The organism is Alkalihalobacillus bogoriensis ATCC BAA-922 (assembly GCF_000621445.1).
In the GTDB taxonomy this organism is placed as follows: domain Bacteria; phylum Bacillota; class Bacilli; order Bacillales; family Bacillaceae_F; genus Bacillus_AO; species Bacillus_AO bogoriense.
On the sequence record NZ_JHYI01000018.1, the window covers coordinates 46,481 to 68,813 of the forward strand.

The window sequence follows — 22,333 nt, forward strand, 5'->3', positions numbered from 1 at the left end:
TAATGATTTATGTGAATCTTTGCGATGCAAAGATTTCAACCTTACATTAGTTTCTAATTAAGAACAATAGAATATTTTTTTGTTCTTAATAACGCATCAACAACTTCATTATAATCCGCTTTCAAGCTATTGAAAATGTTTAAAATCATTCATTTATACGTTATAAAGAACAATATATTCTTTATTTCGTTGTTTTTCTCCTTTTTTCTAAGTTTTTCACATTTTATAACTTGTTTCTAGTTCCTAATAAAGAACAAAAAAACATAAATAAAACGTCCTCTGCTATCAAAAGCAAAGGACATTCAGCTTTTCGGTATTCGTTTTCTAGAACTTCCTTTTATGCTAACTTATGCCCACAGTTCCCACAGAAGTTCATACCGCTTGTTTTCGCTCCACAATTTGGACAAAAATTTGGAATCGATGAACTGCTTGCACTTCCTGGATTACCTGAAGCCTCCCCTTGTTGACTATGAGGTTGAGCCTGTGGTTGCTGTGGTTGTTGATACTGATTCGGGTATGGCTGTGACTGCTGTGGTTGTTGATACTGATTTGGATATGGTTGTAACTGCTGTGGTTGTTGATATTGATTCGGATATGGTTGTTGCTGTTGTGGTTGTTGATAATTTGGATTCATCTGTTGATTCATTCCTTTCATCATATGGCCAGCCATATTCATGCCCATCATCATACCGGCGATTTCGTTTGCTGTTCCTCCCATACCACTGCCACCACTATTTCCTCCACCATTACGAATTGCGTCTGTCACCGCATCAGTCATCCTTATTCGGTCATAACGGTCCTCATTGCCAATCATGCCTTGTGATGCCATTTCAGTTATCTTTGCTTTAATCTCGTCTGGATAACTAATGCTAGCAATATTAAATTCAGTGATTTTGATTCCTTTACTAATAACATTCATATCAAAATCCTCTGTTAAACCACGTGAGATTTCAAGTGCGTTCGCTTGAAGATTAAACATATCTTTCCCTTCTTTTTGAATCCATTTCATAAGAAGGGCATTTAAGTTCGCGGAAACAATGGACTTCACATCTTCTACCACATAACTCTCTTTTATCCCGGCAATGTTTTCGATTAACCCTATATAGTCATCAATCTTAAAACTGTATGTTCCATTTGCACGAATTGGTACCCCTCCTGGTAATTGGAGTTGGGGTACATTAAGATAAATCGGACTTTTTGTGCCCCATTTTACTTGAAATAGTTTTGTATTTACAAATAAAACTTCAGCTCGCATTCCTGTATTAAACCCGAAGCGAAATCCTTTTAATGTAGATAAAAACGGGATAATATCAGATTCCACATCATAATTTCCACTTTCCGTAAAAATCCCTTCAATTTTTCCACTTTGTAAAAAAATTGCATGTTGACTAGGACGAAGGATTAATCTACTTCCTTTTTTTATTTCACTTTCATTCCATTTCCAAAATAACATGTCATCGCGAAATTCTTTCCATTCTATTACACTTGATAATTGACCTTTAAAAAATGATTTCATGTTCTTCATCCCTTTCTATTTTTCTGCGTTAGAATCGTCTTGTACTGCTACTATGGGAACGACCGCCACCAGTCATTCGTCCCCCACTTCCACCAAAACCTGAACTGTTTTTATTGTTATTTGAAGGTTTTTTCCGCTTTGTAACCGTTTTTCTCACATAGGCATCTCGACTTGAAACGACTCGTGATGTTCTTGTATCCATATACGTGCTTTGATTTGTTGTTACTTTTCCACCTGTATTGTAAAGCATTACCCCAACAACACTAGCTCCGACAGCTATAGAAATAAGCAATTGAAACCAAAGCTCAAAAAAGATGTTTTGTTCAGAATATATTGCTGGTTCACTCAACAAATATTCATCTGCCATTTCCATATATATCTGAAACGCACGATTGTAGTGACCGTCAGCTAAATACGGAAAAATTTCATCTTGAATAACTTCTAGTCTGTTAAAATCAAGATAATCTTCTCCTTTTCCAAACCCTGATATATTAATTTCTCTTTCGTCCATATCAATCGATAATATAACTGCATTGCCATTAGGTCGATTATTTCCTAATTTATTATTGTCGTAGAGGTCACCCATAAGCCTCTCGATGCCTTTTCCGTCCGTTCCATTGGTTGTTAGAATAATAAAGTCGGTTTCATGTTTAGTAGCATATTCATGAGCCATCTCTTCTAGTGCCAACTTTTCTTCTTCGGTTAATAACTCGGCAAAATCATAAATCAATTGTTTTGTTTCAGCGAACGTCATTGTTAAAGGTATAAGAAGAAAAAAGAGAATAATTGCAACGCTTTTTTTCATCATAGTAACCCACCCCCAAAGGCGAGTGAGATGAGTTTCATAACGAGAAAAGTTCCTCCAGCAACACCTGAAAACCAAGCAGCTACTTTTCCATAGCTTATCGGTGGTTTTCCTACGACTTTACCGGTTTGCCCATTCATCGCAAATGTGTGCTCCTGCTTATCATGATCGTAGTACACCATCCATACCGGAAGTAAAACATAAAAGCTTTTTCTTTGCTCAGTGTTAATATCTTGACGATTATAATGAACCGAACTGTATCCGGATATTGTTGAGCGTACATAAGAGTCTATAAATCGTTGAATCTTTGATTTCACACGTGAAAATAATTGCTCATCTGTAAAATTATATTTTTCTGCTAAATAACCAGCTAAATAAGGTGTTTTAAACGGTTTTAAATCCGAGTAATTATACGGCTCTAATTTATCCATTAATTCATCATTTAATCGTTCTGATGCATCAACAGGAACTTTTGCATAATCAAGATTAATATCCCGAAACACATCATAATACTTTGTTTCTGTATAGATGTAGTTGCCTCTCGTATAGGTACGGATTTTTTTCCCTGTTGCATGAACTTTAACTTTACTATTTAAATCATACATCCAAAATGGAACATACATGCCTGTGATTTCTTTTACCCGGTTTCCAGACATAAACCCTTTTGGAGTTAATCTCCCATTTTTACACCATTTTTTAAAAGCCGCCATCGCTTCATCTTTGCTAATGGTAAATGGAATTACTTTCGCAGGGGCAAGCTCTCCCGATAAACGGTCGATCAAGACAACTCCCGCACCACAAAAGCTACATGATGTTGCCGTCGTATCAGCTTCAGTAATAACGGACGCACCACAGTTTTCACAATGATATTCTTTTGCTTCTTCTTCTTCAAATGTCATCGAAATTAAATTTTCATCATATGTTTCGATTGTTTCATTCCGACCACAGCTCGGACATGATAGTTTACCAGATTGACTATCAAAGCCCATATCATCACTACAATTCGGACATTTATAATGGACAATCACCCAAGGTCACCTCTTTTTCTTTTGACTTAGTTACTATTTTTTTATTTTCACTCGTACTCTTTATTATTTTGAAGTTCTTCCTTTAGCTTTTGTAATGCATCATCTGCTGTTTCGTAAGAGGGTGATTCATCTGGCTCCTGTTTTTCATCCAATGATTCCTTAGTTAATTCTGCCATCGCCTCGGCTTCATATTTAGCACGGTCGACATTTTCCTCCATACGGTCAAGTTCAGCGCTCACTGCATGGGTAGGTGAACCCATTTCATTGATTTTCTTTTGCGTCTCTGCTGCTGTTGCCATTCCCGTTAACAATGACCGACGTGTCTCTAATTGTTGTAGGTCCGAAGCTAGCTTATCATGCATTTCCCTCAATTGTTCTGCGACTTGTTTCTTCATTTCATATTTGGATTGTAGCTGTACTTCTTCTCTTGCCAGTGTCGTTTTTTTCTCGAGAAACTTCCTAGCCTCATCTTCTCTACCTTCTTCCAACGACTTTCGTGCATATCGTTCAAATTTATCCATATCAGCTCGACATTCCGCTACTGCACGTTGAGCACGTTGTTCGTCAGAAATGAGTGTGGACAATTCGACTTTTACATTTCGAAGGTCTTGGTCTAATTGTTTTAAATGTTGATTGACTATTTTTTCAGATGAAGATTCACCGAATTTCATCGCCATAATCGTTTTAAACCGTTTGAGTATGCTCATGATGTCGCCCCCTTTCAAGAACTTTTCTTTTATATACGAAAAAGAATGTCACTGTGTTTCATTTCCAGATTTTCACTTGTTGGGATGATTATCAATAATAAGAAAATGTTACCTGTTTAATTATAGCAAAAGCTTGAAGCTAATTGGAAAAAACTATTGAATAATAAACAATAAAACACGATTTGTTAAAAGAAAGAAGGGCAGCTATTTCAATAATAGCTACCCTTTGATAAGCTGAATTTATTAAAAACCTTTCACAACAACCTCGACCCTACGGTTTTTCTGGCGGCCTTCCGGGTCATCTCTTCCATCTGGATAAGCATTTCTCGCCACGGGTTTTGTTTCTCCGTATCCTTCTGCTATTAATCTACTTTCGTCTGCTCCATTGGCAACAAGTTCTTCCACTACCGCTTGAGCACGTTTTTCAGATAATTCTTGATTGTATTCTGGTGTTCCTTTATTATCGGTATGACCGGAAATAACTACATCACCTTCAGAGATTTCAACAATTTGAAGTAACTGTTCAATCGCTTTAGAGGAATCTGAGCTTAGTTCATATGAATCAAAATCAAACAAAATATGATCAGGTAATGTTAACGTTGTACCACCGTCTGTTGTAATCGCCTCAAAATCATCTAATGCTTGTAATATCGCCATGTTGAGGTCGGAATCTTCCACATCTCCTGTTATCATAATCCGACTTCTAGGTAGCTCAGCTGTAAAAACGGACACTTCCGAGTTACCAATATCCATTTTTTCTATTTTTACTTCTGATACAACAGAAACAGATATTTCTTCTTCGTCCATGTTTCCGTCATCTTGAACAAGTTCATCTTCTGTTCCTTGCTCTTCTCTATCCTCTGTCTGTACTCCCTCTTCACTATCTTGACTAGCTTCTTCAAACAGTGAACAAGCTCCTAAAAAACAAAGTAACATCATGATTGCTAACAGTATCCATTTGCGATCTTTTCGTTCGAATTTTTGGACTACATTCATTGTGTTCATCCTCATTACCGAATTTTAATGTCTAGGAATTCGAAAGATGGACTTCTCTCATAATCGGCTTTACCACCAAATTTATCATTTAATATAAAGTTTACTGATGTTGCCTCTTCCGGAAGCATACCGACAAATATTAATGAACCCGTCATCTTTTCTCCTTCTTTGATTTCAATTCTTTCGTTTCGATGTGGTGGCATAAAATAATAGGACAGCCCCGTATTATCTTCAAGTACGGCAGCATCACGTCCACCATTAACAAGATTAATATCAAATTCAGCCGCATTGATAACACTAATATTCACCGTTATGTATTCTTCATGAAAACTCATACTTTCTAATGTTAAAATCGTCCCATTATCATGATAAACCGTTTCATCGATTTCAATTGGTTCAGGTAGATTACTTGCTATTGGCTGTTGCTCTTGTTCTGTAGCTTCAACTGGTTCTGTGTCTTGTCCCTCATTACCTTCATTCGTATCTTCTTCAGGTTCACTTACTGCAGGCTCATCTTGGACAGGTTCACTTTGGTTATCATTCTTTTGTGAAGCCGTTTCGCTCGGTTGCTCATTTACAGGCTGTTCTTCCGCTCCCGAAGACTCTGTATTATTACAACCAACCATAACGAATCCAATTAAAGCTATGATAAGTGTATAACTTACTTTATTCCTAGACATCCATCCTATTCTTTTTTTCACAATACCCCACCTCAATCCCATTATTTTACTCTTTTCACAGTTTAGTATTATAGTAACTTCTATTGTAAAAAACAATGAAATTAGGGGGATTTACTCATAACGAACTAATTACTATTAATCTTAAGCGTTTTTGTCTAGTCTATTTAGCCCAATGGAAGGAACGTATGTTTTTAACGGACACCTATTCCGCTATTTGCCCAAAACACAGCGTTTCTTCAATCGTATCGGACATCTGTTCCGTTACTTCATTCTTTTTCCCGCATTATAGACAAAATTCAAGGTAATAGCAGAACAGGTGTCCGAACACTCTGATAAAACAGCGATTTAGCTTAAAATAACGGAACAAATGTCCGAACGGAATTTTCTTTCTATAAACCTTTTACCATTCCATCAAAGACAGATTCTGTATCTTCGACTTGAAACAATAATCGCGCATATGGATGGGTCATTTTATGTTCTTCTCCTTTATGAAACATCTCGACAATTTCACCTTTATACATAACAATGATTCTATCGCAGAGCTGCCGGGCAGAATCTAAGTCATGGGTGATAAACAAATATGAACATTTTTCTCTTTGTTGAATCTCTTGCAGCATCTGCGTTATTTCTTGTTGAGATGGTTGGTCTAAGCTTGCGATTGATTCATCAAAGATGATTAGTTCTGGCTCAACCGCTAATGCTTTTGCGATACATACTCGTTGTTTTTGACCACCACTTAATTCGGTTGGATATCTTTGTAAATATGAAGGCTCGAGGTTTACTAGTTCTAACAATGTATTGATTCGCTCATTACGCCATGTTGAGGTTTTACTAGGAAAATAGTTTTGAAGCGGCTCGCGTAAAATTTCTTCTACCTTTCGTTTTGGAAATAATGCTTGAGACTGGTCTTGTAATACGAGCTGCATGCTTTTGTAAATTTCGAGGTCCTTCATCAAACTTACTTCTCGATTATGCAAAAACACATTTCCAGTGTTAGGACGTTCAATATTCATGATCACTTTTGCTAATGTGCTTTTTCCACTCCCACTCTCTCCGACAATGCCTACACTCTCACCACGTTCGACCTTCATGTTTATATTTTTTAATACGTCAATGTAGTTTTGCTGTTTTACTCCACGGATCTTTCTTTTTCTAACAGGATACACTTTTGAGACATTTTTGATTTGCAATAATGTCATGTAAGGATCCCTCCTCGTTCCATCGTCAACACGCGGTCTGCGATTTTTTTTACACTTTGCTCATCGTGGGAAATTAGTAACAAGGTTAAGCCGAATTCTTGTTGTAGACTTTTAAACAATTGAATCACTTTCTCGCGATTGACAACATCAAGTGCCGTTGTTGGTTCATCCGCGATGATGACTTTTGGTTGTAAGCTGAGAACGAGTGCAAGCAATACTCTTTGTCTCATTCCTCCACTTAATTCAAATGGATATGAGGATAAAATTAACTCCGGGTCATGAAAGCCCACTTTCTCTAGTAAAGAGGAAAGATAAAACTCTCTTTCCTTTTTTGATATTGCTTGATTTAGTTTGACTGTTTCTAGCATTTGTTTTCGTACAGTCCGAATGGGATCTAATCCACTTAATGAATGTTGAATAAACAAGCTAATATCCTGCCTACGCAGGAGCAACCACTGTTTTTCTTGAAACGAGAGTACATCTCTATCTTCATAAATGATTTTTCCCCTCGTTACTTTAAAACTCGAGTCAAGTAATCCTACGATAGCTTGCGCGGTTATGCTTTTTCCACAACCGCTTGGTCCTGTAAGTGCTACGGTTTCACCTTGAGTGATTGAAAACGACACATCCTGAACGAGAGAACACCACTGTTTTTGTTGGAGAATTGAAATTTGAAGATTAGTAACTTGTAATAATGGTTTTTCTATCATCATTTCTCTCCTTTTACGTTTCTTTTTTCAAACGTTCACTCGTCAGTTGGCAGCATAAAACAAAAAGTAATATTGCTAAGCCTGGAAAAATCATAATATGTGGGGCTAATTGGAAATAGCTAGTCGCATCATGAAGCATCACGCCCCACTCAGGTGTTGGTGGTTGAACACCGAGTCCTAAAAAAGAAAGGCCAGCCATCAACAATACAACACGTCCTAAATCAAGGGCGATAAAGACAAACACTGGCTTTTTAATTTGTGGAAAAATATACTTTCTCAATATTGAAAGATGCGAATTTCCTGACATACGTGCCGATAATATAAACTCTTCTTTTCCCGCTTTTATAGCCAAACTCCGTATAAAACGAACATAATTAGCCCAGCGAACGAGGACAATCGCAATCACCATATTCACAAATCCAGGGCCTAATATACCCACAATTGCAATCGTTAACACAACATCAGGTAATGATAACGTTCCATCAACAACCCGCATAAAAAATTGATCAGCACGTCCACGCCAATAACCAGATACTAATCCAATTGGCAAACTAATTAGTAATGTTATCAATGTAATCGCTATAGCTGTAGTAATCGTCGTTTGGACCCCATAAATAATCCGCGAAAAAATACATCGCCCTAAATGGTCGGTTCCAAACCAGTACTCCACGCTAGGAGGCTGTAGACGAACATCTAACTGAATGGCTAATGGGGGATGAGGAGCAATCCATTTAGCAAATAATCCTACTATGATAAAAAGTACAAAAATGACAATTCCTACAAGTAAGCCTTTATCAACTGACAAAGCCTTCTTCATGTCTCCTCCTCCCTACCTTACCCGTAAGCGCGGATCTAGCATGACATAAATAAAGTCAACAATTAAATGAATCGTAACAAAAAGAACCGTAACAAAAAGAACATATCCTTGGATAACCGGGTAATCGCGATATTTTATCGACTCGACAATATAACGACCTAATCCTGGCCAAGAGAAAATAGTTTCAACAATAATGCTCCCTCCAAGCATAAAAGCAAAGCTTGTTCCAACCATTGTCACAATCGGTAAAAATGCATGTTTTAACACACTCGACAATACCACTTTCCTTGTTGAGAAGCCTCGCGCTTTTTGGGCTTTAACAAAATTTTGTTGCATCATTTCAAGTACGTTTGAACGTAACACTCGGGCATATACGGTTCCGAGTCCAAACCCTAATGTCAAAGCTGGTAGCATAAGGTGTTTCCACGTTCCTCTCCCCATCGACGGGAACCATTGGTAATTCACTGAAAAAAAGTAGAGTAATAGAAAACCTAACCAAAAAGATGGAATCGAGGAACCAAATAGGGCAAAAAAACGCCCTGTGCGATCCACCCATCCGTTTGACCATATAGCCGTTGCAATGCCTAATGTAAATGTAAACAGTAACATAATAATGAGTCCTGCAATCGCCAACTCTAAAGTAGCAGGTAATCTACGCGTGAGCTCTTCTAAAACTGGTTGCTTAGAAACAAACGATGTCCCCCATTGCCCTGTCACCATTTGCCTAACCCACTCAACATATTGAGACGATAAAGTCCCTGTTAATCCTAGCTCTTCTCGCAATGATTCAATAGCCGTTTCCGAGGCAGGGACTCCATTTTCGTATAAAATGATTTGTGCTGGGTCACCTGGGGCCAAGCGCAACAATAAAAATGTCAATGTCGGGACAATGACTATAACTAGTGCTAGTGGTAGCAGTCGTTCCACTATAAATCGCGTCATTGTTTCACCAGCTTATTCCCAGTCAATATTCGCATGAATATAGTAATATTCAATTGGATGAGGTATAAATCCGGTGACATTTTGTTTTGCTCCAAACACTGTCATTGGATGAACAACGAAAGACTGAGGAAGATCTTCATTAATTTTTTCTTGTATGGAAATGGCCAATTGTTCTCGTTCGTTTTCTTCTGTTGTTTGATTTAACGTCTGAATCATTTCATCTAACTCTTTTGATTTATAAAAACTCACATTAGATGGACTTTCGGATTGATAGAAAATATTCAAGAAATATTGTGGATCTCCCGTATGGGCTGTTAACATACTATACATAGCCACATCCCACTGATCATTGGCTAACGTATCATCAATATTTTCAACTTGTCTGATATGTGCTGTAATGCCTTCTTTTGCTAATTCTGCTTGAACAATTTCAGCCATAACCGATAACTCTGGACGTTGTGGGAACGTCAAAAACGCAAACTCAAAAATATCGCCATCTTTCTCCCACATTTCATCTGAATTTTTCTCCCATCCCGCTTTTTCCATCAATTCCTCTATTGAATCGGTTGGTCCATTGCGTTCGGAAAGTCCAAAAGAAAGAACATCAGCAAACGGTCCATGGGCTACATTCCCAATCCCCTTCATGACTGTTTCAATAATTTCTTCTCTTGGGATAGATTGGTCAACAACTTGTCTTAATTTTAAATCTTGAAATAAAGGCGAATTCATATTGTATAAAACTAAATGCGTACGAACAGATGGCGCAGTCAACACGTCAAGATTATCATCACGTTCTAATAATTCAACACTATCTAATGGCAAGTCAGTCGCAACATCGACATCACCGGATTGCAACGCCATCAATCGTGCATTCCCATCTGTTATGAACTTCATTGTAACTTCTGCTAGTAAGGCGTTTTCTCCCCAATACTCTTCGTATCTTTCAACTACTAATGATTCGTCTTTCGTAAATTCCTTAATTTTAAATGGACCAGTAAGTGATGGGTACGACTCCTCCTCCACCGTGGATACATCCAATATCGTTGTTGTCGGGTCCGCTAGATGTGCAATAAGAGCTCCATTCGGTTGGTTCGTTTTAATTTCGATTTCATAATCGCTCACAACATTAATAACTTGTACATCTAACAAATCAACTGCACGTTGATTTAATTCAAGCGAACGAAGAAGTGACGCTTTTACACTTTCGGCATCCATTTTATTTCCGTTATGAAACGTTACAGCTTCTTGTAACTCAATGACCCAAGTTGTCTCGTCTTTTTCATGCCATGATTTTGCTAGCCATGGAATTGCTTCTAAGTCTTCATTTAAGCCGACTAGTGTTTCCGCCGCACCTGACCTCATCACATGCCAGCTATCCCCTCGATGAACATCGACTCCACTTGGGTTCCACGTATAAGCCATTGTTAGCGTATTTTTTTCACTTTCTTGTTTCGCCGTTTCATTTGATGCCCTACACCCCGAAACAAAAATTAATAAACATATCAGTAACATAACAAAATAAAATAAACCTGAATTTTTTTTCATTTTTTCCTCTCCATCATTTCATAGTCTTTTCTTTCTAGAATAAACTTTCAAAACTTCACTGCTATATCAAAATTTTTATGCTTTCTTATATGTAAATAAAAAAGCACTTCTGGCTAGTTGAGGCCAGAAATGCTTTTATTCACATCGAATCTCTTTGTTTTCCATAGACAAACATGCTTTGTGCATTCTAACCACCTCCCTAATTCCCGTAGGTTCTCAGTGATGTTAAAATAGGCAGGTCTCCTGACTTAGGGTTTATTCTTTCAAACCTTCCCAGAATTCATTTTCCAGTGGCATTATGAAAGAGTACTAGTTACACTAGCCCCCATACAGTGGCGGGTCCGTGTCGGATTTTCACCGACTTCCCTATTAAGCTGATTACAAACTGTAATCTAGCACCTATTTTCAATCATTATTCGATTTTCACCTATCCTTACTATATTCGACATCGCCGTATTTATCAAACGGATATTTTTTTCCTCTCGTGAAGGGTTTATGTAGTTATGCCTATGACAACTGGTTGTATCGGACAAAAATGTACACAAACCTATCACACATATTGTTTGAGAGAGGAATATTATATCGAAAAGACTAAGCTTTCATAGCGTTTATAAATTTCACTTAATTAACGCCGCTTTAACTTATATGTAACGGAGTGAGAAAATACATGACAAACGTAGAAAGAGCCCTTCCTTTCCAAGGTATTTATAATTTTCGCGATTTAGGAGGATATAAAACAATAGATGGAAAAACAATAAAGTGGAGAAGGCTATTTCGTTCCGCCGAACTAAACGGGGCTACAAACGAAGATATCGTTCATATCTCAAAAAGTGGCATTCGTCATATTATTGATTTTCGTAATGAAGAGGAACTTGAGCATAAGCCAAACCCTACCATCCAAGGGATTACGCAACATCATCTCCCTATCATGCAAGGCCAGTTTGGAGAAGACTTAAAAAAGGCAAATGGTCTTATGTTTATTAAACAATTTATGGACAATAAACAACCAGGCGGCTTTCTTTCTGAAGCGTATAAACAATTTATCCAATCGTCAAAAGAATATGGTCAGATGTTTGACACATTATTACTAGGAGAACCAACACTCATTCATTGTGCGGCCGGAAAAGATCGTACAGGTATTGGTGCTGCTCTTATTTTGTTAGCGTTAAACGTACCGAAACAAACCGTTATGGATGACTACCTTCTCACAAATGACCATTTTACGCTTAGTCAATTAACCAAATCAAAGGACTTTTCTTTTCTTGAAAAAATGAATATTAACTTAGATTATATTGATGCACTTGTTTCAGCAAGAGCAGAATATTTAAATGCCGCTCTACAGGAAATCGATGTGCAATTTGGCGGTCTTGACTCTTACTTCCAAAATGCACTTGGTCTTACACCGGAGAAACGTTCCCAGCTGCATAGCATTTATTTAGAACATTATTGATTCGTTATTTCTTCTTGTCTCTTTCACTTTCTCTTCATTTTATATTCAAATCGCTCATAGATATGAATATAAAGTGAGAGAGGAGACAACATCGATGAGTACAGCTTATATACCTCCGTGGGAAGAGCATTTATTTTGGTTAGAAATTCTTCAGGACCATGCTTATTTTGTAAGAGACCATTTGTCACCTGAAGAAGTACAATGGGTCCAAATGGCCGATGAGTATGTTAACGCGTTTGGAAATGTATTACACCAACTAAGACAACTTGACCCTCAATTACCTCCTTCATCACCAGAAATGATGGAATTTTCTCAAATTTCACTTGAAGTGTCGCAAGGATATTACCAATTTGAAAGCTACATGCAACATTTACGACTACAAAATAAAGTGAATCTAAACCTTACTCCTACATACTTAAATGGGACTTTAAGTGAAAATCGGGAGTATTTACGAATCTTACATTATTACACTCAAGGTCAAGAATATCCACCAATGCCATTTGTGGATTTATTGGATTTATGGTTAGAAGATCAAGTCGGTCATGCCGTCCTTTTACGAAATATTATGGACCCAATTGAAATTGAAGTGACCAGTCAAGCAGACCAATTTATTTCTTTGTTTCGAGGATTTATTTTGCAAAACTTTCATTTGAAAGGTTTTTTACAAGTCATGCCACATGGTCTTCCACGCCAAGATCGACTTGCACGAGACGTTGGTAGAGCAAGCATTGATATGAACTTATTTATTGTAGATGTCGTACAACGGTACAAAGACACTGAAGTCTTAAACCGCACAACTTTACGATTCCTTGAACACCATTTTCCAGAGTCATGTTATTTCATAAAAAAATTAAGCGCTTATGCTCCAGAACTCGCAAATGAGGCGATGTATTGTTCTCTCCAAAAACCTTCTTTTCCTAACCTTAATGAAATGTAATTAGTTCATTATTCCTGAACAAATTCTCTACTACCCACCGAATTGGTGGGTTTTTACATAAAATTTTGCTTAATGAGGAAAAATTAGTTTGTCATGGTAGGATGGGGGTGTCTTATTGTTGAGACGACGACTTAATAAAATCAATCATATAAAAAAAGGACATCATGAAGTATTCACACCAGAACATAATGAAACTTTCTATCAACAATCCATTAGACAATTAAAAAACTCGTTTTCATATCCTAAAAATACGGATTTCAATTGTAGAACACTGTTTATTCATGCTTTAAACAGAGAAACAACTTTATTCTATATTGATGGTATGGTCGATTACAGTGAAATTGAATTTCATATTATTCAACCATTACAGCAATACTCTGGTTCTTATCAATTTGAGTTAGACCTCTCCACTACTTTAGCGGAAAAAGTTTTATCCGTAAAACATATAACGAAAACCGGTCAATATTCAACAATCGTCAATAGTCTACTTAATGGAGAAGCTGTGTTATTTGTTGAAAATATGCCTGTCGCACTTTTACTAAAGACAACAGCATTTGAAATTCGTTCTGTTGAACAACCTCAAACAGAAAAAGTCATTAAAGGACCAATGGATGGGTTTACTGAATCAGCTTCAACAAACCGTTCTTTAATTCGAAAACAATTACGATATGAGGACTTAATTACTGAAACGATTACAGTCGGGAAAAAGGCGATTTCTTCCGTCTCACTTCTGTACATTAAATCAATCGCTAATAATGAAATCATTGAAAATGTTCGAGATCGTATTAATCAAATTGACGTTGATATGGTTCAAGGCGTTGCTATTCTAGAACAACATATTGAAGAAAGACCATATTCAATATTACCTTCTATTCTTTATACCGAGCGCCCTGACAGAGCTGCGGCTTTTTTAAATGAAGGACATGTCGTATTAATAATGGACAATTCTCCGGCTTGTTTAATCGTACCTATCACTTTCTGGAGCTTTTTCCATACAGCCGAAGATACGTATCATCGTTGGGCATTTGGAAATTTTATTCGAATTGTGCGGCTTCTGTCCTTCTATATTGCTTTATTTATTCCCTCGCTTTATATAGCGATATCCAATTATCATATAGAGATGTTTCCAACTGATTTACTTCTCGCGATTGCAGCTACGAGAGAACGGGTACCTTTTCCTGTCATAGTAGAAGTGATCATGATGGAAATATCGTTTGAACTTATTCGTGAGGCAGGCATACGTATCCCAACACCGATCGGACCGACAATCGGAATTGTTGGAGCCCTCATTTTAGGACAAGCCGCAGTAGAAGCAGGGATCATTAGCCCCATTCTAGTTATTATCGTGGCCATTACCGGCTTAGCCTCTTTTGCTATACCAGATATTAACTTGAATTTCACTATTCGCCTAACAAGATTTATTTGTTTGTTTTTTGCTGCAACTTTAGGGTTTGTTGGGTTAAGTATCTTTATAATATTTGCTATAGCCTATGCAAGTAAGTCGAATTCTTTCGGAGTTCCTTTCTTTGCTCCAATGGCTCCACATTCTTCATCATCAAAGGATATTGTTGTCCGACCACCAGTTTGGAAACAATGGCTAAGACCATTTTATGTCAAGCCAGAGCAACAGCAAAGACATGACACTAAAGCAAAAGGAGGATAACATGATTCAGCCAACGGATGGAAAATTGGGTACCCGGGAATTATTCGCCATGCTAGCCCTTATGGTAGGAATTAAGCTTTCCGATGGTACTCCCATGATCCTTATAGAAGCAGGAATGAATGCTACTTGGATGATTCCAATCCTCTCGGGACTAATTGTTATCATCCCTCTTTTGTTTTTACTTTCATTACTAAAAGAACATAAAGATAAACATTTAGTCGATTTAACGTTCACCATCATGGGAAAATATATTGGTTTTTTATTTTGTTTGATAATGCTGGCTGCCATCGTATTTTCAAATGCTTTAAATGAAAGAACAACCGTAAATATCATTAGTACAATGTTTTTTCCTAAAACGCCGATTATTGCTATTTTTTTATTTTTAATAGGGGGAAGTTTTGCAATTGCAAAGCTAGGTCTGGAAGCAACCGGAAGAACGTCTTGGCTTATTTTACCTTATATTAAAGTTGTATTGTTCCTGCTGTTTATATTTATCATTCTTGATATTCGGGTTGAACATCTATTTCCTATCGCTGGTCCTGGGCTTGATGTCATTGTAAAAGAATCCTTCACGTACCAAACGATTTACTTTGAATTTATACTATTGGCTTTATTTTTCACATCGACTCGAACGGAGAAAAATTTTCGGATGGCCTCCTTATTTGGCCTTGCTTTCGTCGTTATGGAAATGGCTGTAACTTATGCATACTTTGTTATGATGTTCGATTATCCATCAGTAAGGGAAATTGCATATCCTTTTCAACAGCTAACGAGAATGTTAGAGGTTGGAACGATCATTACTAGTTACGAAGGGCTTTTCCTTGGTTTTTGGATTATTACATGTGTTCTTCGCTTCGCCCTTTATCTATTGTTTTCAGTCAAAATTGTTGCTTATATGTTTAACATTCAAGATTATAAGCCTTTATTACTTCCTCTTGCGACTTTAACTTTATTAATTGGACTACTACCAGAAAACCCGACAGATACAACGTATTTTTTACGAGACATCATTCTTCTGCAATTTATCTGGCAATTTATAATGGGATTGCCGATTATTTTATGGATTGTTTCAAAGGCAAAGGGGTATTTTCATGCGAAAAATCATTCTAACCTTACTATTAAGTAGTGTTATATTAATGGGCTGCTGGGATCGACAGGACCTTGAAGAATTCGGATATATTGTTGCAATGGGAATTGACTTAAACGATGATAACGAGCATATGGATGTTACATTTCAAATCGCAAACCCTGAAGCTGGTGAGACTCAAACAGCAGGTGCAACAGATGAACCCCCATCAGAAATTATTACGATTACTGCTCCTGATTTTATCGTCGCTCGTGATATGGTGAATTCCTTCATTTCAAGAGAAGTAGTGTTTACACACATGAAAGTATTAGTTGTCAGTGAAGAATTAGCACGTTCAGACCAACTAGTTGATTTTATTAAGCCTTCTATACGGGACCGAGAATTTGACCGAAGATTAACTTTTATTGTTTCTAAAGAAAAAGCTTCTTCATTTCTTCGAGCTAATAACCCAACTTTAGAAACAAGACCACATAAATACTTTGAGATGATGAAAGACCGATGGAAAGAAAGTGGCTTCATACCAGAAGCAACGATGCATGACTTTTTGCACCGACTTGAAGAGGATCAGGGACTTTTCCTAGCTATTTATAGTACATCAGAAAAAGAAGAGGGGACTGATGGCAACGAAGCTCGCTTTAAAGCTGGAGAAATTAATAAAGAAGGTGGAAACCCTGTTCAATCTTACGGAGCAGCCGTCATCAAAAAAGGAAAGATGATTGATTCAATTACCGCAGAAGAAACGAGACTTTCTCTTATGCTCAGACCTTATATTGAAGTTGGTTCTATGATTGCCACTTTTCAAGATCCAAATGAAGAGGATAAACATATTACTGTCCGAATCTTAAATGAAAAATCTCCTGAAATATCTATAAATACCGACCAAGATAATCCTATTATTGAAGTTATCCTCCCCATTCGTTTAGAGGTTTTGGCTATAAAAAGTGAGATCGATTATATTCAAGATTTACGAAAACAAGAGGAACTCAAAAACAGTATTGAAAATCAAATTAAAATTTCTGCTGACCATTTTATAAAGAAAACACAAGAACAATTTAAAGCTGACCCATTCCACTGGTCATTAATTGCTAGAAAGAATTTTTTTACGATACAACAATATTCAAATTATGATTGGATGAGTAAATATCCAAGTGCAGAGGTAAATGTCTCAGTGGAAGTCAATATTAAGGGCTTTGGAAAACAGTTAAGTCCTCTAAATAAATAGATAAGGAAAGGACAAAAAAAATGTATTGGATTTTACTACTCATATGTATTTTCACCAGTTACTATACGGTGATGTACTCGTTATGGTTACGTAAACATCATAAAGGAATAGGGGCTGTACTATTCTTATATGTCCTCATCATCCCTATACTAACATTACCTATATGGCTTTATACGAATAGATAATTATCTTTTATTAAATCTTCAGATCGAGCCAATCCTCTCATTCTTATTTTGCTTTTAAAATCATACGTTTAAGGGAATAAAGCTTATAAATAAAAAAGACAATGTTTGAGGAGATGGTGAGATGACAAAGCTTCCAGCTGGTCCAGCGCGACTTCCGTTTGCCGGGAACTTACTTCAATTCGGAAAAGACCCTTTACAGTTTGTAACAGAGTGCGTGGAGAAATACGACAATGTCATTCGTCTGAAAGTTGAGCAAAACCGTGACACATTTTTATTAACCGATCCAAAAGACATTGATTTTGTATTAAAAAATACAAATAAACTTTTTACAAAAGGCTACTATCGTGATCCTATCTTACATTTAGTGTTAGGAAATGGTCTTGTGACAAGTGAAGGTGATTTTTGGAAAAAACAACGACGTTTGACTCAACCTTTGTTTAGAATGGACGAAATTAAAACCTATACAGAGACAATGAGTGACCATGCGCAACAAATGGTGCATGCGTGGGAAAATGGTGAAATTGACATCCATGCAGAACTAATGGCTGTAACTATGCGTATTGTCGCCAAAACTTTGTTTGACTATGACACAAATGATCATGATGATAGCAACGAAATTAGCGAGTCGATGGAAACCGTTCAAAACGAATATAACAAACAAATGACAAGTGTTACAAAAATGGTCCTAGGTCTGCTGAAGCTCAGCCATGTAAAAACAGCTGGGGACAAACGACTACAAGAAGCTGTAAATCGTCTTGATCAAACGATTTATGAAATGATTGAACATCGTCGCCAAACTAATTTAGATGGACGCCATGATTTACTTTCCATTTTGATGAATGTAGAAGAGAATGGTGACCGCATGACAAACGAACAGCTACGGGATGAAATGATGACGTTTTTCCTAGCTGGTCATGAAACTACTGCTAACACATTAACATGGGCCTTTTACTTATTAGGACAACATCCAGATATTCTAGAACAGCTTCGTAAAGAAGTAAAGGAAAAAGTCGGAGATGCGCCACTTTCAATGGAAAACATTAGTGAACTTTCCTATATGGATAATGTGTTAAAAGAAGTGATGAGACTTTATCCAGCAGTATGGTGGATTTCTCGCGGGCCAATGCAAGATGTTGAATTAAATGGGTATCACATTCCAAAAGGAACTGATTTAGCATTAAGCCAATGGGCGATGCACCGGCACCCTGATTATTTTGACAATCCCCATTCCTTCGAACCTGACCGTTGGGAAGGTGATTTTGAAAAATCATTGCCGAACACCGTTTACTTTCCCTTTGGTGGTGGTCCTCGCATTTGTATCGGAAATCACTTTGCATTAACCGAAGCAAAAATTATTTTAGGAACAATCGTTCAGCAGTTTGATGTGTCGCTATCATCAAAAGAAGAAGTTCAAATTGAACCTGCGATTACATTACGACCGAAAAATGGTGTAAAGGTGAAGATTACAAGGTTATCATAAAAAAAACCGAGAAGCTCTTGTAAAATGAGCTTCTCGGTTTCTCGTTCGGACATTTGTTCCGTTATTTTAATCAAAACCGTTGATTTTCCAATGCTATCGGACATACGTTCCGTTATATCAACACATTATCATGGTTTCGCCTGATTTTTTGGCTAGTAACGGAACTAGTGTCCGATAGCAATCTCTAATGCTCATAATTCAAGCTAATAACGGAACCACCGTCCGATACGAGCTTCCTTAGCAATGTCCTATCTACACCTTACATCAGTGGGGCCGAAAATATTATAATTGCTACGATAAAGAAGAATACAGGGAGGACTGCATTCCCAACTAGCCCAAGAATCGAATATAATCTTTTATAATTCGCATTGCATACACCAATTATCCCTAAAATTAATCCAGCTAAGTAACCCACCCCTAAAACAAAGGCAAGGATAACTGATAATCCAAATTTCAAATCGGCCGCTCCAAATGTATCAGCTTGTTCTTGTGTGACTCCGTCGATAACAAGCATGTCTGTTAACTGATCATATGTATATGGAGTTTCTTCAGACAATGCAACATAATCGCCAACAGCTGACACCAACAATATTATAGAGAGCACTGAACCTAAAAACATAACCCCCGCTAGAATCGTAGAAATGATCCCTAAAACTGAATGTTTCTTTTCTGCTACTTCTTGCCATTCCGTATGATACGGTCCTCTTGGTGTTTGATAATCTTCGTTCATTTTTCCCTCTCCTTGTCGTGTCTGAATTTCATTCACATCTGCATTTCTATTTTATTAAAAAAAATGAAAAAACATTAATCGTTTTTTTTTTTGAAATAAGTCCTTTGACATTATAGCGCTCTTGTTTGGAAAAGTGAATATTTTTCCACAAAAACACTGGTTTATATTGAGTGACTTTAGGAAGATTTCCTATTTTTTAATAATTCATTTTCATCGTGCTCAGTCATGCGTTCGTTATATCAACGCATTTTCAAGGTTTCGCTTGAATTATGGATAATAACGGGCCCATACAGGGTCTCTATTAACTCTTAAATATATTAATTCACATACACATTTCAACAATTCATTAGATTTTCATGTAAAAAATGGATACATTTTTTACATATTCCACTTGGAAACTTGTGTTTTCGAGATGCCTGTATGCATTTTGAAAAATGCACAATTTATAGGTAACCTCCCAGTCTCCGTAGCATCCTCAAATGCTTCAAGCAAATAATCGGAAAAATGTCTGATACTTCTTCCTTAGTTACACTACCCTTTAACTTACATCAATGGGGCAAAAAAATTATTATATGCTACGATAAAAAACAAAATAGGAAGAACTACATTTACTACTAGCCCGATAATCGGATATATTTTTTTATGCTCTCTTTTACATACACCAATAATCCCCAAAACTAACCCAGCTAAATATCCGAATCCTAAAAGAAAAGCAAAGAACACTGAAAATCCAAATTTCATATCGGCCATTTCAAACATTTCCACTTGTTCCTGAGTAATTCCATCCAATAAAACCATGTTTATTATCTCCTCATAAGAATATGAAGTTTCTTCAGACAATGTAACATAATCTCCAACTGCTGATGTTAGTAATCCTAGAGCGATCAATGAACCAAATAACATAAACCCTGCTAGACTCGTCGAAAGGATTCCTAAAACAGAATGCTTCTTTTCTTCTACTTCTTGCCATTCCGTACGATATGGCTCTCGTGGTGTTTCATAACCTTCGTTCATTTTTGCTTATTCATCTCCTTATCATGTCTAAAATATCATTCAAATCCACATGCTTACTTTATTTTTTTAAAACTTTAATCATTCCTATAATGGAAATAAGTCCTTTGACATTATAGCGCTCTTGTTGGCAAAAGTGAATATTTTCACACAAAAACACTGCTTTATATTGAGTGGTATTCAGGAAATTTTACCTATTCAGGTCGGACATTCGTTCGGTTAACTTGGGAAATCCAGTAAAAATGATTTATTTCCTTAAATATAAACAACAAAATGTCCAATATATTCACCCCCGTCCAATCCAACTCAAAAACCACACGTCTAGGAGTCTAGGACGTGTGGCTCTCTTCTTTTTGCACCTTACTTAAACTGTCTTCTCCGCACCAATTCTTCACTAACTTGACTATACATTTTTTCAACACCTGAACTTGTCGCATCGAAGATTATCGCATCCTCTACGCTTATTCCTAAGCTAGTCGCCTCTTTGGCAACATCAAGATTAGCTCCAATGAATAAAAACTCCCATTGATGTTTGTCTTCGTGTTTTTTGATTAATTTTTTTACCTTTTTATAGGAATATTCCTGGCTCGCATTTTCATAGCCATCTGTTGTAATAACAAATAAAACTTTATTTGGACGGTTTTCTTTTTCTGTATTGTTTATTCTTGTGGAAACGGTTGTAATTGTTCTACCGATGGCATCTAGTAAAGCGGTACTACCTCTAACAAAGTAATTGTCTTTTGTTAATACTGCCGTGTCTGCTTCCACTCCATCCCATAGCATTTCATAATTATTGTCAAAAAGAACGGCTGTTACAACGGTTCTTCCTTCTTCTTCGCTTTGTTTTTTTACTAATGTATTAAATCCACCTATCGTATCTTCTTCTAACCCTGACATTGACCCACTTCGGTCAAGTAAAAAAATGATTTCTGTCGTTTGATTCATTTTCATCACCCTTTCGTTATTCATGGTATAATCATAACGAGAATGATGATGAAAATGGTCGCTTGAAAAGCGACATTTTGAGGTGACTATTATGCTTGATTCCACAGTACTTGAAGACATTCAATCGTATCTAGACTTACATCTTCAAATTAAATCGTTTGCACCGCTTGAATCTGAATTTATCGTTTCAGAAATGCTCAATACGACAGACTTAAAGTCGTTTATAAAAACAAAACGAAAACCTACACTAAAAAACGTTCTGTTTACCTATATTGATAAAAAAGGAAAAACTGATGCTGAAATTTATAAAAAAGCTGGTCTTGACCGCAGACATTTTTCCAAAATAAAAAATGAACCTCGGTATCGTCCAAAGAAAAACACGATACTCACCTTAGCCATAGCACTTGAATTACAAATTGATGAAACAGAAGATTTATTAAATTCGGCTGGGTATTCACTGTCACAAAGTGAAACATTTGATTTAATTGTTCAATATTTTATCGAAAACAAAATGTATGACATTCTCCTTATTAATGAAGCATTGGATCATTTTGAAGAAAAGCTGTTAGTTGAATAAAGAAAAATGCGTGAGCGTCTTTTCTTTCAAGCGATGGGCGAAGACCTGCCTGCTTTTCTAGAATAAGCTTTCAAAACTTCACTGCTATAACAAAATCTTTT

General features: G+C 36.7%; 21 protein-coding genes and 1 riboswitch. Of the genes, 7 read left to right on the forward strand and 14 right to left on the reverse strand.

The window, feature by feature from the left end:
- Positions 1 to 337: 337 nt before the first annotated feature.
- The 11 genes from T323_RS0108670 to T323_RS0108720 all read right to left on the reverse strand — a co-directional run bounded on the left by T323_RS0108670 (position 338) and on the right by T323_RS0108720 (position 10,945).
- Entirely contained in the window at positions 338 to 1,516 is a 1,179-nt protein-coding gene (locus T323_RS0108670; protein WP_026672925.1) for an SPFH domain-containing protein, read from the reverse strand.
- A gap of 28 nt (positions 1,517 to 1,544) precedes the next feature.
- Positions 1,545 to 2,324, reverse strand: a complete 780-nt coding sequence (locus T323_RS0108675; RefSeq protein ID WP_051556456.1) for a TPM domain-containing protein — start codon at positions 2,322 to 2,324, stop codon at positions 1,545 to 1,547.
- Complete coding sequence (locus T323_RS0108680; RefSeq protein WP_026672927.1) at positions 2,321 to 3,349, reverse strand: TFIIB-type zinc ribbon-containing protein; 1,029 nt, start codon at positions 3,347 to 3,349, stop codon at positions 2,321 to 2,323. The genes T323_RS0108675 and T323_RS0108680 overlap by 4 nt, the downstream gene beginning before the upstream one ends.
- A 47-nt stretch (positions 3,350 to 3,396) precedes the next feature.
- Positions 3,397 to 4,056 carry a PspA/IM30 family protein gene (locus tag T323_RS0108685; protein WP_026672928.1) on the reverse strand — a complete coding sequence of 220 codons (660 nt, stop codon included), beginning with the start codon at positions 4,054 to 4,056 and terminating at the stop codon, positions 3,397 to 3,399.
- 243 nt (positions 4,057 to 4,299) lie between these two features.
- Complete coding sequence (locus T323_RS27930) at positions 4,300 to 5,052, reverse strand: OmpA family protein (protein WP_051556457.1); 753 nt, start codon at positions 5,050 to 5,052, stop codon at positions 4,300 to 4,302.
- A 14-nt stretch (positions 5,053 to 5,066) separates the two neighbouring features.
- Positions 5,067 to 5,753: a hypothetical protein gene (locus T323_RS0108695; protein ID WP_026672929.1), complete on the reverse strand. Its 687-nt coding sequence runs from the start codon at positions 5,751 to 5,753 to the stop codon at positions 5,067 to 5,069.
- Between the two features lie 368 nt (positions 5,754 to 6,121).
- On the reverse strand, positions 6,122 to 6,931 hold the full coding sequence (locus T323_RS0108700; RefSeq protein WP_026672930.1) for an ABC transporter ATP-binding protein: 810 nt from the start codon (positions 6,929 to 6,931) through the stop codon (positions 6,122 to 6,124).
- On the reverse strand, positions 6,928 to 7,641 hold the full coding sequence (locus T323_RS0108705) for an ATP-binding cassette domain-containing protein (RefSeq protein WP_026672931.1): 714 nt from the start codon (positions 7,639 to 7,641) through the stop codon (positions 6,928 to 6,930). Before T323_RS0108705 ends, T323_RS0108700 begins: the two co-directional genes overlap by 4 nt.
- 13 nt (positions 7,642 to 7,654) lie before the next feature.
- Positions 7,655 to 8,458, reverse strand: a complete 804-nt coding sequence (nikC, locus tag T323_RS0108710; protein ID WP_026672932.1) for a nickel transporter permease — start codon at positions 8,456 to 8,458, stop codon at positions 7,655 to 7,657.
- A gap of 12 nt (positions 8,459 to 8,470) precedes the next feature.
- Positions 8,471 to 9,400 (reverse strand): nickel ABC transporter permease, encoded by a 930-nt coding sequence (gene nikB / locus T323_RS0108715; RefSeq protein WP_026672933.1) that lies wholly within the window; start codon positions 9,398 to 9,400, stop codon positions 8,471 to 8,473.
- A 12-nt stretch (positions 9,401 to 9,412) separates the two neighbouring features.
- Positions 9,413 to 10,945: an ABC transporter substrate-binding protein gene (locus tag T323_RS0108720; RefSeq protein ID WP_026672934.1), complete on the reverse strand. Its 1,533-nt coding sequence runs from the start codon at positions 10,943 to 10,945 to the stop codon at positions 9,413 to 9,415.
- A 216-nt stretch (positions 10,946 to 11,161) separates the two neighbouring features.
- Positions 11,162 to 11,363: riboswitch (cobalamin riboswitch) on the reverse strand.
- Positions 11,364 to 11,612: 249 nt separating this feature from the next.
- Between T323_RS0108720 and T323_RS26395 the strand changes: the two genes are divergently transcribed.
- The 6 genes from T323_RS26395 (at position 11,613) to T323_RS0108750 (ending at position 18,969) form a co-directional block, all read left to right on the forward strand.
- Complete coding sequence (locus T323_RS26395) at positions 11,613 to 12,395, forward strand: tyrosine-protein phosphatase (RefSeq protein WP_035178223.1); 783 nt, start codon at positions 11,613 to 11,615, stop codon at positions 12,393 to 12,395.
- 94 nt (positions 12,396 to 12,489) lie between these two features.
- Entirely contained in the window at positions 12,490 to 13,332 is an 843-nt protein-coding gene (locus T323_RS0108730) for a DUF2935 domain-containing protein (RefSeq protein ID WP_026672935.1), read from the forward strand.
- A gap of 118 nt (positions 13,333 to 13,450) precedes the next feature.
- Positions 13,451 to 14,995: a spore germination protein gene (locus T323_RS26400; RefSeq protein ID WP_245613703.1), complete on the forward strand. Its 1,545-nt coding sequence runs from the start codon at positions 13,451 to 13,453 to the stop codon at positions 14,993 to 14,995.
- 1 nt (position 14,996) lies between these two features.
- Entirely contained in the window at positions 14,997 to 16,121 is a 1,125-nt protein-coding gene (locus T323_RS0108740) for a GerAB/ArcD/ProY family transporter (protein WP_026672936.1), read from the forward strand.
- Entirely contained in the window at positions 16,087 to 17,304 is a 1,218-nt protein-coding gene (locus T323_RS0108745) for a Ger(x)C family spore germination protein (RefSeq protein ID WP_026672937.1), read from the forward strand. Before T323_RS0108740 ends, T323_RS0108745 begins: the two co-directional genes overlap by 35 nt.
- A gap of 306 nt (positions 17,305 to 17,610) precedes the next feature.
- Complete coding sequence (locus T323_RS0108750) at positions 17,611 to 18,969, forward strand: cytochrome P450 (RefSeq protein WP_026672938.1); 1,359 nt, start codon at positions 17,611 to 17,613, stop codon at positions 18,967 to 18,969.
- Between the two features lie 259 nt (positions 18,970 to 19,228).
- Here T323_RS0108750 and T323_RS0108755 read toward each other — a convergent pair whose 3' ends face one another.
- From T323_RS0108755 to T323_RS0108765, 3 genes are all read right to left on the reverse strand, one after another.
- Positions 19,229 to 19,699 (reverse strand): hypothetical protein, encoded by a 471-nt coding sequence (locus tag T323_RS0108755; protein ID WP_026672939.1) that lies wholly within the window; start codon positions 19,697 to 19,699, stop codon positions 19,229 to 19,231.
- Positions 19,700 to 20,242: 543 nt separating this feature from the next.
- The gene (locus T323_RS0108760) at positions 20,243 to 20,713 is read right to left on the reverse strand and encodes a hypothetical protein (RefSeq protein WP_026672940.1); all 471 of its coding nucleotides are present in this window, start codon (positions 20,711 to 20,713) and stop codon (positions 20,243 to 20,245) included.
- 357 nt (positions 20,714 to 21,070) lie between these two features.
- Positions 21,071 to 21,655, reverse strand: a complete 585-nt coding sequence (locus T323_RS0108765; protein ID WP_026672941.1) for a vWA domain-containing protein — start codon at positions 21,653 to 21,655, stop codon at positions 21,071 to 21,073.
- A 91-nt stretch (positions 21,656 to 21,746) separates the two neighbouring features.
- Here T323_RS0108765 and T323_RS0108770 point away from each other — a divergent pair, with 91 nt between their 5' ends.
- On the forward strand, positions 21,747 to 22,232 hold the full coding sequence (locus T323_RS0108770) for a hypothetical protein (protein ID WP_026672942.1): 486 nt from the start codon (positions 21,747 to 21,749) through the stop codon (positions 22,230 to 22,232).
- Positions 22,233 to 22,333: the final 101 nt, after the last annotated feature.

Bases quoted from the DNA above. Each gene is read 5' to 3' on its own strand.
- T323_RS0108670 (WP_026672925.1), bottom strand. From the start codon at position 1,516: ATGAAATCATTTTTTAAAGGTCAATTATCAAGTGTAATAGAATGGAAA.
- T323_RS0108675 (WP_051556456.1), bottom strand. From the start codon at position 2,324: ATGATGAAAAAAAGCGTTGCAATTATTCTCTTTTTTCTTCTTATACCT.
- T323_RS0108685 (WP_026672928.1), bottom strand. From the start codon at position 4,056: ATGAGCATACTCAAACGGTTTAAAACGATTATGGCGATGAAATTCGGT.
- T323_RS27930 (WP_051556457.1), bottom strand. From the start codon at position 5,052: ATGAATGTAGTCCAAAAATTCGAACGAAAAGATCGCAAATGGATACTG.
- T323_RS0108700 (WP_026672930.1), bottom strand. From the start codon at position 6,931: ATGACATTATTGCAAATCAAAAATGTCTCAAAAGTGTATCCTGTTAGA.
- T323_RS0108705 (WP_026672931.1), bottom strand. From the start codon at position 7,641: ATGATAGAAAAACCATTATTACAAGTTACTAATCTTCAAATTTCAATT.
- nikC (WP_026672932.1), bottom strand. From the start codon at position 8,458: ATGAAGAAGGCTTTGTCAGTTGATAAAGGCTTACTTGTAGGAATTGTC.
- nikB (WP_026672933.1), bottom strand. From the start codon at position 9,400: ATGACGCGATTTATAGTGGAACGACTGCTACCACTAGCACTAGTTATA.
- T323_RS0108720 (WP_026672934.1), bottom strand. From the start codon at position 10,945: ATGAAAAAAAATTCAGGTTTATTTTATTTTGTTATGTTACTGATATGT.
- T323_RS26395 (WP_035178223.1), top strand. From the start codon at position 11,613: ATGACAAACGTAGAAAGAGCCCTTCCTTTCCAAGGTATTTATAATTTT.
- T323_RS0108730 (WP_026672935.1), top strand. From the start codon at position 12,490: ATGAGTACAGCTTATATACCTCCGTGGGAAGAGCATTTATTTTGGTTA.
- T323_RS0108740 (WP_026672936.1), top strand. From the start codon at position 14,997: ATGATTCAGCCAACGGATGGAAAATTGGGTACCCGGGAATTATTCGCC.
- T323_RS0108745 (WP_026672937.1), top strand. From the start codon at position 16,087: ATGCGAAAAATCATTCTAACCTTACTATTAAGTAGTGTTATATTAATG.
- T323_RS0108750 (WP_026672938.1), top strand. From the start codon at position 17,611: ATGACAAAGCTTCCAGCTGGTCCAGCGCGACTTCCGTTTGCCGGGAAC.
- T323_RS0108755 (WP_026672939.1), bottom strand. From the start codon at position 19,699: ATGAACGAAGATTATCAAACACCAAGAGGACCGTATCATACGGAATGG.
- T323_RS0108760 (WP_026672940.1), bottom strand. From the start codon at position 20,713: ATGAACGAAGGTTATGAAACACCACGAGAGCCATATCGTACGGAATGG.
- T323_RS0108765 (WP_026672941.1), bottom strand. From the start codon at position 21,655: ATGAATCAAACGACAGAAATCATTTTTTTACTTGACCGAAGTGGGTCA.
- T323_RS0108770 (WP_026672942.1), top strand. From the start codon at position 21,747: ATGCTTGATTCCACAGTACTTGAAGACATTCAATCGTATCTAGACTTA.